We start from the raw sequence: 17,196 nt of genomic DNA, 5'->3' as shown, positions 1-17,196 counted from the left end.
GATTACAATAACGGTAAAGTTAAAATTTTGAAATGAAAACTCAGGATTCTAAACAAAATAAAGCTATTTGCAGGAGCAAATAGCTTTATTATTTATCTTATTTAAAGTATTAAACAAAAAGAGTTTCCATATCGAATACTGTATTTACATCCTTTAAAATTTCTTTTTCTTCGAACAAACAAATACTTTCTTTCGTTTTCTCGCCCCATTCATTATAATATTTAGCCATTTTTTTCAGAATTCCAGCAGAGCACAATCCGTAATTAGCATCTTCACAAATTTTTAATGCCAAATTAAAATGCCTCTCGACCTCGGGTCTATTTCCCTCTGCAAATTGCACAGAAATAAGAAATGAGTGGTAATATATCTGTAGAAAATAATTTTTTGAAGCTACAATATCGCTTTCGCAGGATCGTAAAAAGTCAATTTGAGAAGCATCTAACTCCATTCCCAAACTATGTTGTGCCGATAGTTTATAACATTGCAAAATGCTGTAATTTAAATTAGACTTTTTTGCCTTCGGTTTTTTATACAAATGCTCTACATCATCAATTAATTGAATAAGCTTATGAAAAGATTTCATATAAATTAATACCATACCAAGAATCAACTCAAACTCACCATTTAGCGCTCCCTGATCGTCACGCATCTGGTTATAAGCCATCTCCCGATAATAAAACATTTTCAATATTTCTATTTCATTGGATTCTTCACAAACGAAATAGTTGTAAATCAACCGACTGGCAAGTCGAATAGAAATATCAAAACCTGTACATGACGAATCTATTTCCTCTTTATTTAAATACTCATAATATTTCTGAGCATCCTCTATATTCAATGTGAAAACAGAACTCAATAAAAGTACTGATAATGATTTTACTCGTACACTTTTAGATTTCCCTTTTCGGGCAAATATTTCTAGAATAACTTTATTCCCTTTACTCAGATTATAGATATCAGGAAAATTACCAAATAGAAACTTTTCAGCTCTTTCCTGAGTCACAAAATGCTCCATTAATTCTATTTTCTGAGCATCTAAATCAATAAAAGAATTAAGTATTGAATTGATCACCTCCTTATTGGAAAGTGTTTCATCATTCAATTCAAAAAAGTTTTTTAGCTCTAAATGATTTCCACTATAAAAAGCACTTGAATACAAAAAGCTAATTAGCCGGTTTTTCATCTCAAAACCAGTATAATCCTCTTCTACTCTCTTTATCAACTGAAAATCAACTACCCCATTTTTTTGAATTAGATGCGTCCCAATTAAGGTCTCTAATAATTTCTCGTTGGTAATTTTAACGTACTTACAATAGCTATTGTGTTCGTTTATGGTAATAAATTCACTTAATAAGCCATAAGAAATTAATTCTTCGTAGGCATGAAAATAATTTCCGCCGGTTTTAAGATGAATAGGGTATGCATCGCGCAATTCCATTTTTTTAGCCGCAATCCCTTTTTTCCCATGCTCGATTAATTTCAAAATCCCATATAGAATATCCATTTTCTCCTCAGAAAACCGAGAATAAAATATTTTATTTCGTAAAAATTCATTTAAAAGTTCTGGCCCTTCATAATAGGCATATTGCTTATCGGGACTGTACAGTTTTATAAACAATTCCAAAAAGAAAGGATTAGAAACCATTTCCTTCTGACTAGAGGAAAGCTCATTAACTGAAAATTTGGAGGAGAAATCATTATTTATTGTACGATCAATTACATATTGAATTTCGTCATCGGTTAAAGGAAATAAATTCTGATGGTCCTGAGCATCTATCTTTAAACCCAATTCGAACCAACTATTTTGTATCGCATTCCCTTTTATTACAAAAGGTAAAGCAAACTTCTCCCAAGTAGAGCAACGGGAAGTTATTATTAATTTAACTTGATTTGATTCCTTATAATTCGATATAAATTGTTTTAACTGAAGAAAAAGTCGCTCTAATTTAATATTGTCGTAAGTTATTTCATCCAGAGCATCAATAACAAAAATAATACGTGCTTCGCAAGCTTCCGGAGTATCAAGAAAATATTTTAAGGTATCCTTCTCAGTAAAATCTAACTGACTCTCCAACCAATGATCTAAGCGGAAATCATTATTCAAAAAATTTAACATGAAAGAAGCATTCAGATAAAAAATAACATCATCAGATTGCTTTTTAATCCAGTTTTTCTCGAACCATTTTGCTAACATGCTTGATTTACCAAAACCTCCGGGGGCAACAAAACCAGTCGCCATTTTCGAGGACTTCAAAAAGCTACTAATTCTTTCCTCGGCATGCGAGCGACTGACAACCGAATGAAAAGGAATACCAGACTGCCCGGCAATTAAATTAAAAGTTTCCTTACTTAAAGCGAGAGATTTTTCGTATAAATCGCTCCACTTTTGCTTCTGTTTACTTGGAGTTTTTGTAACATCTTTCTGTAGACAGGAAAAATTGTCCCAGGAATCATAACCAATGTAAATCGCTAATGTGTTTAAAGTAAATTTTGCCGGCTTGGCGTTGCTTTTTAAAAAACCAAAGATTCGACGAATCGTAGTAGGACTTATTCGATAGTCCGTCTCCTTACAAATTTCATCAGCTAAAATCTTACAAGCTTTTGTATACATTAGCTGTGAACCAAATTTTTTTAAAACTTCCGATTTTAGCCTTTCAATCATTGTCGTAGTAGTGTAGTGGTGATTTTAATCAAATACCCGATGAAAGTAAGTAAGAAGTATCATCGGTACAATCCACAATTTATCTTCAGGCATGATAAATTTATATCTACGTTGTTTCGGCTTATAATAGCGTGATCGGAAATCTGAAAAAATGCCAATTAATAACCGTTAGTTCTTTGATGGCATTCAAGAAATGAATATCCGAAAAAGGCTAATTGTTCTATAAAATCCTTTTTCTTTCTTTCCGAAACCTCAACAGTAGTTCCATCAAGCAAGATGACGATGCCACCTCTTCCTTTCACATATTGCTGAAGATAGTTTAGATTGATAAGGTGTTTACTATGCACTCTGCAAAATAAGTGCAATGGTAAAACTTCCACAAACCCCCAGAGTGGTTTTGAAGATACTATTTTTTCTCCATCGTCTAAGTATACGTTTGTGTAACAAGTATCTGCTTCACAACGCACTATTTGACTTACATTTACCAATCGAAAACCGAGAAGGTCAGGCAACATTATCCGGCCATCGCTTCCTTTTTTTTCTCTGTAAATACTCTCTAATCTTTTAAAAGAATAAAATGTTTTTTTTTGCTTTAATCTATTGATTGACTCTATAAACTCGCTACTACAAAATGGTTTTTGGATACAATATAAGGCCGAATATTCGAAAGCTTTAATTGCAAAATCCTTACTCTCAACCATAAAAACAAGTTCGGTTGTGCATTTTTCACTTCCAATAAACTTCAAAAATTCATCTGAAACTAAATCCGAATCCAGAAACATTACGTCTGGACTTTGCAAGCGAATTAGATTCATCATATCGCTTGCCGATGAACTAGTACCAATAACATCAACATCTAAGCAATGAACCGACAGCAGCTTTCTAATGATATTAATATTTTTTGTTTTGCCATCAACAATAATTGCTGAAATTGTATTTTTCGTATCCATAAAACAAAATTTTCCCGATCTCACAGAGTAAGACCGGGAAGGTTAAATAATTTAGTAATTCACTACTACCACTAAAATATCTTAAATCCTATTTTAAGTCTTGGATAAGACATTGCATTCATAAAAGTTGTTGTTTGATCTGCTCCTTGAACACCTGGCATTTGAACGATTTCGGTATGTTGATACATGAAATTAAATACATTCACTTCCAATCCAATAAATAAGGACTGAGTAAAATAGTAATCCACTCCACCTACCAATGATCCACCAAAACCAATAGCTTCTGCGGTTGCTGTGCCTTCTGCTCCAGAATTAAGACTTAAATCTCCATCTTTTGATATTAACCAAGAAATCTGAGTTTTCTCTAGACGCTCGTACATAAAATTAAAGCGACCTCCTAAATAAAAATCAGTATTCTTTAATGCTCTCACATCCTGGTCAAATTTGAAATGATAATCAGCACCTGCCGACAGATAAAGCTTATGATTTTCTGTTTCTGGACTTCCTTGAATTGCTGGAATTCCAGATCCCTCGATATTCATGTTATCAGAATCCTTTAATGGCGCTACTCCGGTATAAGCCTCTTCTCCGGGGCTAGTTTTGTAACCATATGAACCAAAAAGGTTTAAAGAAATCTTGTCACTTAAGAAATAATTTAAGGAAATTCCTGCCATATTCGTTAATGAAGCTGGTTCTTTTACTGAGAAATTATCATCAGCACCTAATCTTTCAACATAAGTTGCACCATAACTATCATAAATAGAATAATTAGGTAATACAGCTGGATTAATGTCAGTAACATCATTATCACCCAATACCAAAGCAACGGTGAAACTGCCTTTTTTTGGCAACAATTCCATTTTACCTTGAGCATATACAGCAGTACACAATACAAGTGATAGGGAAATCAAAGAAATAATTTTTCTACACATAACTCTTTGTTTTTGAATTTGATTTCATAAGAGTCTCCTCACATAGAAGAGACTCTGTATTTTCACTTCTAATTTAGTAATGCTTTGTATGCAGCTTCTGCTGTGTCTAATTTTGTTTTAGCAACTTCAAGTTCTGCAGTAAGCTTAGCAATTTTAGTATTCAATATTGAAATAGCAAGTTCTGCATCTCTAACAGATTCAGCCTGAGTATAATTACCTGCCTCTAATTTTGCAAGTACATCCTTAGCTTTAGCAATAGCATCTTCTACATCAACAATATCCTCTTTAGTTGATGTGATCATGTCAGCCAATTTGTCTGATACATCTACTGTTCCTTCTGTAACATCTGTATCAATAACAAATTGTAATGCTTTAAGTTTAATGATATCAGCTGATAATACGCCTAATTTAGCACCAAGTACTGCTTGCTGATCGCTTAATGGTTTAATACTAGTTACACTAGAAACATAAACAGCATTCAAAGAACTTAATTGCGCATTTGCCACTGTAAAATTATAAGCATTAAGCTTAGCAATTGCCTCGTTATAGTTAGCTAATGCATTGTTATAATTCTCTTTAAGAACATTATAACCACCGTCAGTTGCATCTGAAGCATCTAAAATTGTTTTTGCAGCATCTAATTGTGAAGATGGAGCAATTGTATCATTTACCAAAACATCTCTATGAGCATTAAATGCAGCAGCCATCTCAATGATTCCTTTATCAGCATCAATTGGAGCACTAAGATCGTAATCTGTATTCCATTGTTCTAATGCAGCATATGCAACATCTTTTTTTGTTACCGCACGAGCGATACTTGCAGAAAGATTAGCAATCTCTGCATTCAATTCTGCTTTTTCTAATTCCTTAGCAACTACTTGTCCTTCAACAGAAGTCCAGTCATTAGAAGCTTGCAATGCTTCATAAGCAGCTAATTGAGAATTCAATTCAGCCAATTCAGCAGTTTGAGTAGTAACAACTAAATTTTTAGCCACAGTCTCTGTAGCTTTAAAATTTACACTAGCCATACCAGCACTTGCCAATGTGAAATTTGCACTAACTAAATCATTTTGTGCTGTCAATAAATCATCTGATGTAGTATTCCAATCATTATAAGCGGTTGTGTAATCACCATAAGCAGATGTCAACATACCATCTTTTAAATTTAATAGATTTTGTTTTTGACTAGCGATGTTAGCTTCAAGAATAGCTTTAGTTGATGCAAGTTCTGCTATTGCTTTATCTAATGCAAGTTGAGCCGTTGCAATCGCAGTTGACCCTTGAGCCTCAGCAACTGCATTCGCTACTAATTTCCCTGCTGTTTCTGCCTCTTTATATGCCACTTGTGCATTCTGGTAAGCTGTTTCAGCTTTAATATACTCTGTTCTTGCTACACGCATTGCCTCAACAGAATCAGACTCTTCATAAGTCTCACAAGCAACAAAACTTAAGGCTAATAAGCCTAGAGATAAAAATCTTAACTTCATAATACTTTCGGTTTTACATTAAAAATTTACGTTAAGAACGAAACAGGTTGAACCAGCAACCCATATTTATTTTGTTCATCGCAAAAGTAAAACATGATTATGAAAGTAGCAAGACAAATTATGTAAATGCGTTGAAAATTCCAATAATTACGTCAGGAGAATATACAAGTGCGTTAAATTGAGGAATAAAGACACAAACACCACCTTCTATTAAGAATGAAAAATTTACATTAAATCAGCATCTAATATAATTATGTATTAACTTATTATGCCTCGCTAGACCAGTAAAAATGGGCATTATATAACTTTATGTAACTATTTTGTAATATTTTACTCCATAAAAAAAAGGAAGCCTTTAAAGCTTCCTATAGTTAGATCACTAAATATAAAACGTGTTATTTTTTCGCATTATTTAGTGAATGAGCAAGATATTTGAGTCTTTTTAAAAAATCTTTTTTCTTACTTTCCGAAACTTCGACTTCTTTTCCTGAGCTTAAGATAATTCGTCCGCCTCGTCCTTTTATATACTGACTCACGTAATTTAAATTAACCAAATGCTTGCTATGAACTCTACAAAATATTTCTGCAGGCAATATATCTTCAAAATTAGATAGCACCTTAGAAACCATCAGTACTGTATTATCGTTCAAATAAAAGTTGGTATAACTTCCATCCGCTTCGCAACGAATCACTTGACTTAATTCTACAATTCGAAGGCCATTTGAGGTTGGCAGAATTATTTTTTGATGATGATTACTTAAACTATCACACAAGATCTTTATCTTCTCATTTAAATCTATATCCTGATGATTCTGCTGATAACGGTCGACAGCAGCTTGTAGTTCAATATAATTAATAGGCTTTAATAAATAATGTAAAGCAGCAAACTGAAAAGCCTTAATTGCATAATCGTTAAATGCAGTAGTAAAAACCACTTCAAAATTACGATTGGTAACTCGCTCCAAAACTTCAAATCCATCTCCATCTGGCATTGATATATCCAAAAAGACCAAATCTGGTTTTAACTTATTGATTGCCTCTATTCCTGACTCCACATTATTAGCAAAACCAATAACTTCAACGGCTGGGCAATACATCTCTAACAACTTATTTAGAGTTGATTGGCTTTTTAATTCATCATCAACTATTAGAGTCTTTATCATCAGCATTTATTCAGTTAAATATCGATTTAAATATATAAAAAAAGCACCCCACATGGAGTGCTTTTTATATATATATGTCTATTTATTTAGTAATTCCCGCCAAATCAAGAACAAAGACATACTCTAATGCTACTTCATGATAGCGTTCGAAACGCCCTGATGCACCACCGTGCCCAAAATCCATATTAATTTTAATCAGTAATGGATTATTGTCTGTTTTCATATCGCGTAATTTCGCAACCCATTTTGCAGGCTCCCAATATTGTACTTGTGAGTCATGCAATCCGGTTGTAACCAACATTGCCGGATAATCTTTTGCCTCCACATTGTCGTATGGAGAATAGGAAAGCATGTAGTCGTAATATTCTTTATTCTTAGGATTTCCCCACTCATCGAACTCCCCAGTGGTTAAAGGAATAGATTCGTCTAACATGGTTGTAACTACATCCACAAAAGGAACTGCAGCAATTATGCCTTTATAAAGATCTGGACGCATATTACTAATTGCACCCATCAACAATCCTCCGGCGCTTCCACCCCACGCAAACACTTTATCTTTGGCCGCATATCCTTCGGCCACCATGTATTCGGCACAAGAATTAAAATCGCTAAAAGTATTTTTCTTTTTTAAAAGTTTTCCATCTTCATACCAGTAACGTCCCATTTCCTGTCCGCCTCGTACATGTGCTGTAGCAACAACAAAACCTCTATCCAATAAGCTCAATCGAACCGAACTAAAATAAACATCGGAATTACTGCCGTAAGAACCATAAGCCGACAACCATAGTGGATTTGTTCCTTTTTTTAATTTATCTTTACGATAAACCAATGAAATAGGCACTTTAGTTCCATCTTCAGCAGTTGCCCAAATGCGTTTCGATTCGTAGTTTGACTTATCGAAATCACCAAGAACTTCCTGCTGTTTCATTACTGTTTTTACCTTTGTCCCCATATCATAATCAATTGTTGACGAAGGAGTTGTTAAGGACGTATAACCATAACGAAGTACATCTGTTTCAAATTCTGGATTTGTTGATACCCATGCATCATAAGCCTCTTCTCCAAAATCAAGATAATGCTCTTCATTATCGGCCCATCGTCTAATACGCAACTGATTTAAACCATTCTTTCTTTCCTCTATTACCAAATAATTTTCGAAAATTTCAAAATTACTTAAATACACATCCTCTCGATTTGGAATCACCTCTGTCCAGTTCTCTTTTGCAGTATTGGCTACCGGAGTTTTCATTAAACGGAAATTTTTTGCCTGATAATTGGTTCTGATGTAAAAATCTCCTTTAAAATGGTCAATGCTATACTCCAAATCTTTTTCACGAACCTGGAAAATGTTTAATTCACTATTTGGCTTACTTGCATCAATAAATCTGTATTCTGCCGAAAGTGTACTAGTGGAACCTACTACAATATATTTATTGGATTTTGTCTTGTAACAAGAGGTATAGAACGTATTGTCTTTTTCTTCGTAAACCAGCTCGTCTTTTTCTACGGCTGTACCCAAAACATGTTTAAACACTTTATAAGGCAACAACGTTTCGGGATGCTTTACCGTGTAAAAAACTGTTTTATTGTCATTAGCCCAAGTAATGCCTCCAGTTGTATTTTCAATTTTATCTTCAAAAACTTTATCATCTACCAAGCTTTTAAATTTAATGGTGTACCTTCTGCGACTTAAAGTATCTTCCGAATAAGCTAGAATTTCGTTACTCTCGCTAACCGAAAAGTCTCCAATACTAAAATAACTAAAGCCTTTTGCCATTTCTGGAACATTAAGCATTATTTGCTCATTTGCTTCTAAATTTCCTTCTTTTCTGCAATACAAAGGATACTCTGCATCTCCCTCTGTTCTGCTGTAATAGTAAAAACCATTCATTTTAGCAGGAACCGATTCGTCTGTTTTTTTGATACGAGCAATCATTTCATCAAACAGCTTTGTTTGAAACTCTTCCGTATGCTTCATCATAGCATCCGTATAGCTGTTTTCCGCATTCAAATAATTAATTACGGTAGAATCTTCTCTCTGATTCATCCAATAGTAATTATCGATTCTTGTATCGCCATGAACGGTAAGTTCTTTGGCAATTTTTTCTGCAACTGGGGGCTCGGGTGTCGTCGCTTTTGGAGCGCATGACACTACCGTAAATAGTACAGTAATGTGGTACAATAGTTTAAATTTCATGTTAGTAAATTATTTAAAGGTGTAAGATTTAGAAACATTTAAATTCCTAATACAATAGTAAGAAGGTTTACGAAAAACCTAAACTAATTTAACAAAAATAAATACAACATGCGAAAATTTTTCGATACGATGGAAATATATACGATTAACACTACAATTAGCTGGACGAAAGTACTTTTAGATAGGAAATCCCTAATCGGATCTTATAATACTCGATTTCTTCGTTCATAAACAGATACAGATCCTTCACTTTATTCGTCTCATTTAAAGATCGATAAGCATCTTCAATTCGTTCTAACTCTGAAGGATTTAGGTATTCCGACAAGTCGATATCAGCACCTTTTTCATACAGCGAAGCCAGATGTGAGTATATGGTTACCGGATTTATTTTACGGATACTCGCAATTTCTTCGACTGAAAACCCTTGCTTATAATATTCATAAGTCTGATAAAAAGATTCACCACTCTTTTTGGCTTCGTAATTCTTTTTCTGCCCAAACTCAACAATTTCGTTTATAAATAAATCTCCGTACAATTGATACTTCCGAACACCTACGCCAGATATCAATTTCATTTCAAATTCACTAGTAGGTTCTTCCTGAGCCATTTCCTGCAAACTAGCATCGGAAAATACTAAGTATGGAGGAATATTCTCTTCCCGAGAAATCTGTAATCTTAATTTTCTTAAGGCTTCGAATAATCCTTCCCGAGCTTCCTGTTTACTAGTTTTTACTATTGGTTTCACTTCGGGAACAGATTTCATAGAAGCCAAATGAACCAAATTTACAAGTCGTTCTCCAAACAACACTTCGCGCCCTTGTGGCGTTAATCTTAAAGCATTCCCATCATCATAAGCGACCGAAATAAAGCCTAAGTTCAATAATTGTAACATGTATTGTTGCCAATCCTGATGTGCTATATCTTTACCAGCACCATAAGTTTTTATTTTCTGATATCCCTTACTCAAAATTTCTTGACGTGACGACCCACGAATAACATCGATTAAAATTCCTGCGGGCACCCTTTCTTTTAAACGAACAATTGCTGAAAAAGCTTTTTGAGCGATAATTGTTCCATCGAATACACGTGGTGGATTTTTACACACATCGCAATTATTACAATCCTCCTCCAAATGCTCTCCGAAGTAATTTAGCAAAATTTTTCGCCGACAAATTTGAGCATCACAAAATTGTTGAATTCGTTCCAACTTAGCATTCGAAACCTCTTTTTGTGCTGATTCCTCGATAAATTTACGATGTACGATTACATCCGAAAAGCTGTAAAACAATAGGGTGTCGGCCTTTAATCCATCGCGCCCCGCACGACCAATTTCCTGATAGTAGGACTCAATATTACGTGGCAAATTGTAATGAATTACCCAACGCACATTCGACTTGTCAATTCCCATTCCAAAAGCAATGGTAGCGCAAATTATAGGAACTTCATCATTAATAAAATCCTCCTGCCGGCGTGCCCGTTCTTCGGCGGATAAACCAGCATGGTAGTAGGAAGCATTTACGCCAGCATTTTTTAGCTTTTCGGACAAACCTTCGGTCGCTTTTCTACTTAAACAATAAATAATTCCTGATTGATGTGGTCGCTGACGCAAAAATGCGAGTATGGTTTTGAATTTATCTTTGCCGGGCGCCACATTTAAACTTAAATTAGGCCGATCGAATGACGAATTAAACTTTTTAGGATTTGTAAGACCAAGTTGGTTAACGATATCCTTTTGGGTTAAATTATCGGCAGTAGCGGTTAAAGCAATTACTGGAACGTGCGGAAACTGCTTTTTTAGATAAGCCATTTTGGCGTATTCCGGTCTAAAATCATGTCCCCAAACAGAAATACAATGTGCCTCATCAATTGCAAATAAATTCACCTTAAGCTGTAATAACAGGTAATAAAAATCGTGACTAAGCAATTTTTCGGGAGACACATACAGCAACTTAACACTTCCTTCGGTGATTCGCTCCATAACCGATGCCTGCTGTTGAGAAGATTGCGAACTATTCAGAAATGCTGCGTCCACTCCATTAGCATGCAATCCCTCTACTTGATCTTTCATTAGAGCAATTAGCGGAGAAACGACCACAGTAATCCCTTCCATTATTAATGCCGGAATTTGATAGCAGATAGACTTACCACCACCTGTAGGCATAATTACTAAGGCATCTTCGCCTTGAAGTACAGATTGAATCACCTGTTCCTGCAAGGGGCGAAAGTGGTCGTATCCAAAATATTTTTTTAATGCTCGTTTAGCTGTGGTCATGTATCAAATTTAAAAGGGACAACAAAGCTACTACAATTGTGCATAGCTAAAAAATGATTTTATCAACACAATGGCTTCCAATTCATCAATTATCCCGATAAGAAGAAGATATCTCACGTGTTTTTAAAACATATTAATTAAATCGTAAACCTGATAAAGATCATGCAAAAAATAAGCCCTTTAAAAAGCCAAAAAATTACTTTTGTCGCTAAACACAAACAACAAACACTTAAGTAATAATTATGAACGCGATTAAGTCGATTAAGGAGACCGATTTCCTTAAGAAACGAAGGTACGAAGCTGTAATGTTTCTAGTTACCTTTTTTGGAATTTTCGGATATGTTGGTCACCAAATGGGTGTTGCAAATATGCTAAATACCATTATGAATACTGCTTGGGACTTACTAATGAACACCGTATTTTACATTATGGGAATAACGGTACTTTCCGGAGCTCTTGGTAAATTACTAATTGAATTTGGTGTTGTTCGTTTACTCGAGAAAATTCTTGCTCCTTTAATGAAACCACTTTTTAATCTACCAGGAGTTGCAGCATTAGCCGGAGTTTTAACTTTTTTATCCGATAATCCTGCTATTATTAGTCTGGCAAATGATAAAAATTTCAGTAAGTACTTTAAAAGCTATCAATTAGTTTCTTTAACCAATTTTGGGACCGCTTTTGGTATGGGATTAATTGTAATTACTTTCATGTCCACTTTAAGAATACCTGGAAGTGAAGAAAACCTATTTATACCAGCATTAATTGGTCTTTTAGGAGCTTTAGTTGGTGCAATAGTTTCCACAAGAATGATGCAACGATTAATTAAAGGACACATTCCGGTACGAAATGACTCCCATATTAAAGGCGCAACTGAAAAAATCAGCTTTAAATCGGAAGGTAGTGTATTTCTGCGCTTCCTTAACTCTATTTTAGATGGAGGTAAATCGGGAGTTGATTTGGGTTTAGCTATTATTCCTGGTGTACTTATTATTTCGACCATGGTAATGATGCTGACTTTTGGTCCTAAAGATGTGACTTTGGGCTATCAGGGAATTGCCTACGAAGGCGTGCCATTACTACCTGAACTAGCCGGGCATATTTGGTGGGTATTCGAAGGATTGTTTGGATTCAAACATCCTGAATTGATTGCATTTCCGGTTACCTCTTTAGGAGCTGTAGGAGCTGCAATGTCCTTGGTAAAAGCATTTATTGCGAAAGGAATTATTGATGGAAATGTGATTGCAGTATTTACAGCAATGGGAATGTGCTGGAGTGGATATTTAAGTACTCACACAGCCATGCTTGACACACTCAACTTTCGTGAATTAACCTCAAAAGCCTTACTTTCGCACACAACCGGAGGAATTATAGCGGGTACATTTGCCCATTACCTCTATGTTCTTTTAAGTATGTTTCTATAAATATATTTCGCACCTATATTTTAAATGCCATCCTTCTGAGATGGCATTTTTTATGCAAAGACTACGCCAAGTTATTCCATGGTAACCACGGTAATTCCTGCGCCTCCCATCTGTATTTTTTCATCCCGAAAGTGTTCCACCAAATCTACCGTTTGCAGGTATTCGCGAATAAGCTGACGAAGTATTCCACTACCCGTTCCGTGTAGAATGCGAAACTCATGTACATCCAGCATGATAATCTCATCCACATGATCCACAACTACTTGAAGCGCCTCTTCGCCACGCATTCCACGCACATCCAAATCGGCTTTAAAGCTAAGTTTCCGTTTCGATATTTTTTCCTGAATTAAAGAAGAGGTTTTGTTATAAGTCTTCTCCTCCTTTTTAACCTGAGACCGACTTACTTTCGTTAAGCGATTTACTTTCACCGAAGTAAGAATACTACCAAAAGCTACCACTGCTGTTTTGCTATTTATCTCAATCACCTCTCCTACTGACGATTGATTATCGAGCTTCACCAAGTCACTCTTTTCAATAACATCTGGATTAAATTGAACTTTAGACTTAGCTACTTGTTTTGAGGTAGTTGACTCTTTGGCTTCGACATTTGAGCTAGTCTTCTTACCAGCTTTATTTTCGCGTTCTTTTAGCTTCTGAATCTTTTTATTAATTCTCTCCTCTTCTTTTAACTCTCCTTCTGTCAACTGAACTTTAACGCGCTCAAATTCTTTTCGAATTTCACGAGTCCGCTCTTTTTCTGCCTTATTCTCCTTAATCTCGCGAATGGTTTTCTCGATAGATTTATTTGCACTATTTAATAGTTGCGCCGCCTCTTCTTTGGCTTTTTCAATAATCTCTTTCCGAAGCTTACTGGCTTCTTTCAGCTCTTTATCGTACTGTTCTACAAGTTGATTTAGTCTTTTATCGCTTTTGCGGATATTATCGCGTTTACTTTCCCAGTAGCGCTTATCGCGAACAATATCACGTAAGTGTTTATCGAAATTAATGTGATCTTCACCAATCTTTTCAGTGGCATCTTTTAAAATTTCTTCGGGCAGACCTATTTTTCGTGCAATTTCGAATGCAAAAGAGGAACCTGGTTTTCCTACCAACAATTGAAACAATGGCTGCATCAGATGCGAATCGTATAACATCGCTCCGTTTTCGATCCCTTCTGCTTCGGATGCAAAGTGCTTTAAACCAGAATAGTGAGTAGTTATAACCCCTCGCACCTTTTTGCGATTCAGTTTATCTAGAATGGATTCGGCAATAGCACCACCCAATGCGGGCTCGGTTCCAGAACCAAATTCATCAATTAAAATCATGGTATCGGTATTCGAATGACGAAGAAAATGCTTCATGTTCATCAAATGAGAACTGTAGGTACTCAAATCATTCTCTATAGACTGCTCGTCACCCATATCCATGAAAATGTTATCGAAAATTCCAATTTTAGATTCCTCGCTCATAGAAACTAATAACCCGCACTGAAACATGTATTGCATCAGCCCCAAGGACTGCAAACAAACGGATTTACCTCCTGCATTTGGCCCCGAAATTAGTACCATTCTTTGCTCGTCGCTAATTTCGATACTTAAAGGAACCGCTTTTCGGCCTTCTTTCTGAAGAGTGAGGTAGAGCAGTGGATGAACGGCTTTCTCCCAAAGTGCTGTTGGTGTTTTTACCATTTTTGGCAATAATGCTTTTACTTGAATGGCAAACATCGCCTTCGCATGAATAAAATCCATTTTTGCCAAGAAATCAAAAGCCTTAAATAAATCGCCTATATAGGGACGAAGTTGAGCTGTAAAATCCTGTAGTATTTTAATTATTTCGCGACGTTCGGCATATTCCAACTCTCGAATTTCATTGTTTGTTTCAACAATTTCCGATGGTTCGATATAACTAGTTTTACCGGTTGCCGATTCATCGTGAACAATTCCATTAATTTTTCGCTTATAAGCCGATGGAATCGGAATTACAACTCTTCCATCGCGAATAGAAAGAGCAATATCCTGATCGACCCACCCCTCTTTTTGAGCATTGCGTAACAACGCTTGCATTCGCTTCGAAATGGTGGATTGTTTTTGAATCAGACTGCTTCTAATTTGTTGCAAAGCAGGTGATGCATTGTCTTTTATTCTTCCATTTTTTGTAATAATTGCATTGATCCGATCGAAAATGAAGGGATACATTTTCACATTTCCGGTCAGTTTTTTCAGGTATGGATATTCCTTTTCTTCTGTTCCCTGAAAAAAGCGAAGGATAGCAGCAATAGATTCTAGGGATCTTTTTAGATTGTAAAGCTCCTCTAATTCCATATAAGTTCCTTCGATTCTTGCTTTTTCGAGACTTTGGCGAACATCAATAAAATATCCTAAAGGAAAACTATCTTCCTCTAAACAAATAGTTTTAAACTCATTGGTTTCATTCACCAAACGAGTTACCATATTAAACGAACTGGAAAACTCGATGGCATCCACTAAATCGCGTCCCAAGGAACTTAAACATTGTTTTTTAACCAGTTCTCTTACCTTATCGAACCGTATTTTTGTTTCAAAATTTTCAGGATATATCACGTGCTATTCTACAATCTTAATTAATTCTTCTGCAAAATTAATAAAAGACTTGGATGCACAAAAGAAAGGAACAACACGCTTATGCTATTCCCTACTTTTATTGAGCAACTTCTTTGTGACAATTTTTATCGATGTACTCTTCCGACTGACTAACACCAAGCTTTACTGCCTGTTTCCAATCCTTACAAGCGGCTTCAATTTCTCCCATTTTAAAGAAACAAATTCCACGATTTGCAAAAGCAAGTCCATAATCGGGTTTTAAATTAAGTGCGTAAGTATAATCCAGAACGGCTGTACTAATCCTATTTTTACCTAAGCAAATATTAGCTCGATTAAAATAGTAACGAGGCACCAAACGAAAGTCCTCCCCATTCATTTTACTAAAAGCTATCGCCATACTAAACTCGGCCATCGCTCTGTTCTCTTCTCCTTTCGACTTATACATCTCTCCTAGATAATAGCAAATTTCATCGTCTTGTTGAACTATTTTTTTCGATTCCTGCAATATGGAAATAACTGTATCTATTCGCGAGGAATCAGCCATGGCAAGTGTGTAAAGTTGCAAATAAGAATTTCGATAGGTTACATCTGCAGCAATAGCCTCAACATATAAATTAAACGCCTTATCCCACCTATCCGATTTTAAATTTTCGATACCTTCATTTGTTAAAGTTATGGCTTTATTTGTCTGAAATAGTGATATGTTATATTCTTGTGCAAAAACTCCATACTTTGCAGTAAAGAGTACAAGTAAGAGGATTAATTTTAATTTCACTGGTATGCTTTAAATTGATTTCGCCTACTCTTTAGATTTTCGGCCATCTCTTTTATCTATTTTAAACCGAAGCTTGCTAATTGTAATGAACCCGGCCACAACATCGCTTAAATTTCAATCCACTACCACAAGGACAAGGACTATTTCTGCCAAGCTTTTGATTCATTTTTTTCATATTACGAACCTGTATGTTTTGATTAAATACCTCACTCATTAGTTTGTATAATTCGGGATGAGTTCTGGCAAATAATTTTGGTCTTTCGAAAAAATATTCACTTGCAACGGAAAAGAATTCTGCTTTATTAGTTCCTCCATATGGATTAATATCAGATGTTTCTGCATAAATCTCCTCAATCTTCTTATTAATTAAATCTATCCAAGGAATGGCATATTGCTTTTCTAATAGTATGGCAGGAAGACCATCTACAACTCCATCCATTTTATCTATTAAATGCACAAACTCATGAATAGCAGTATTTTTCTTATCGGATTCATTCATAAAACCATGCAAAAGCGCAGGCTTTGACAAAATCATTTTTCCCTCCATATATCCAGTTCCAACCATGCCCAAAATATTACTATCGGAACCCGATGTTTCAAATTTGTCGTTAAAACTTGCTGGATAAAGAAGTATAGTACCCTCGTTTTGTTGGACCAAGATTTCTGTTTTCTAAGTTGAATTTAAGCTGCCATATTATAGATTATAAACGGCTTCTTCCTATCGATGCCTTGATGATCTCTGTTATGATATCTATCAA

General features: G+C 35.3%; 11 protein-coding genes. 1 reads left to right on the top strand and 10 read right to left on the bottom strand.

Annotated features, from left to right (window positions below; genetic code table 11):
- Positions 1-109 precede the first annotated feature (109 nt).
- From BZG02_RS19880 to recQ, 7 genes are all read right to left on the bottom strand, one after another.
- Complete coding sequence (locus BZG02_RS19880) at positions 110-2,662, bottom strand: NACHT domain-containing protein (RefSeq protein WP_101263503.1); 2,553 nt, start codon at positions 2,660-2,662, stop codon at positions 110-112.
- 158 nt (positions 2,663-2,820) lie between these two features.
- Positions 2,821-3,612 carry a LytR/AlgR family response regulator transcription factor gene (locus tag BZG02_RS19875; RefSeq protein ID WP_101263502.1) on the bottom strand — a complete coding sequence of 264 codons (792 nt, stop codon included), beginning with the start codon at positions 3,610-3,612 and terminating at the stop codon, positions 2,821-2,823.
- Between the two features lie 71 nt (positions 3,613-3,683).
- On the bottom strand, positions 3,684-4,544 hold the full coding sequence (locus BZG02_RS19870; protein ID WP_101263501.1) for a BT1926 family outer membrane beta-barrel protein: 861 nt from the start codon (positions 4,542-4,544) through the stop codon (positions 3,684-3,686).
- A 68-nt stretch (positions 4,545-4,612) separates the two neighbouring features.
- On the bottom strand, positions 4,613-6,031 hold the full coding sequence (locus tag BZG02_RS19865; RefSeq protein ID WP_101263500.1) for a coiled-coil domain-containing protein: 1,419 nt from the start codon (positions 6,029-6,031) through the stop codon (positions 4,613-4,615).
- Positions 6,032-6,426: 395 nt separating this feature from the next.
- The gene (locus tag BZG02_RS19860; RefSeq protein ID WP_180335796.1) at positions 6,427-7,194 is read right to left on the bottom strand and encodes a LytR/AlgR family response regulator transcription factor; all 768 of its coding nucleotides are present in this window, start codon (positions 7,192-7,194) and stop codon (positions 6,427-6,429) included.
- An 82-nt stretch (positions 7,195-7,276) separates the two neighbouring features.
- Entirely contained in the window at positions 7,277-9,391 is a 2,115-nt protein-coding gene (locus tag BZG02_RS19855) for a S9 family peptidase (protein ID WP_101263498.1), read from the bottom strand.
- A 157-nt stretch (positions 9,392-9,548) separates the two neighbouring features.
- Positions 9,549-11,663, bottom strand: a complete 2,115-nt coding sequence (recQ, locus tag BZG02_RS19850) for a DNA helicase RecQ (RefSeq protein ID WP_101263497.1) — start codon at positions 11,661-11,663, stop codon at positions 9,549-9,551.
- Between the two features lie 242 nt (positions 11,664-11,905).
- On the opposite strand from recQ, the gene BZG02_RS19845 reads away from it, so the two are divergent.
- Positions 11,906-13,084 (top strand): CD0519/CD1768 family membrane protein, encoded by a 1,179-nt coding sequence (locus BZG02_RS19845; RefSeq protein WP_101263496.1) that lies wholly within the window; start codon positions 11,906-11,908, stop codon positions 13,082-13,084.
- Positions 13,085-13,155: 71 nt separating this feature from the next.
- On the opposite strand, the gene BZG02_RS19840 is transcribed toward BZG02_RS19845, so the two are convergent.
- The 3 genes from BZG02_RS19840 to BZG02_RS19830 all read right to left on the bottom strand — a co-directional run bounded on the left by BZG02_RS19840 (position 13,156) and on the right by BZG02_RS19830 (position 17,096).
- Positions 13,156-15,663 (bottom strand): endonuclease MutS2, encoded by a 2,508-nt coding sequence (locus BZG02_RS19840; protein ID WP_101263495.1) that lies wholly within the window; start codon positions 15,661-15,663, stop codon positions 13,156-13,158.
- Positions 15,664-15,760: 97 nt separating this feature from the next.
- Positions 15,761-16,438 (bottom strand): tetratricopeptide repeat protein, encoded by a 678-nt coding sequence (locus BZG02_RS19835; protein ID WP_101263494.1) that lies wholly within the window; start codon positions 16,436-16,438, stop codon positions 15,761-15,763.
- Positions 16,439-16,514: 76 nt separating this feature from the next.
- Entirely contained in the window at positions 16,515-17,096 is a 582-nt protein-coding gene (locus tag BZG02_RS19830) for a zinc-dependent peptidase (protein ID WP_218972311.1), read from the bottom strand.
- Positions 17,097-17,196 lie beyond the last annotated feature (100 nt).

Origin of the sequence: Labilibaculum filiforme (genome assembly GCF_002843315.1) — a bacterium.
GTDB classification, from domain to species: Bacteria; Bacteroidota; Bacteroidia; order Bacteroidales; family Marinifilaceae; genus Labilibaculum; species Labilibaculum filiforme.
Note: the sequence above shows the minus strand (reverse complement) of the source record. Positions and strands in the feature narration are given on the sequence as shown.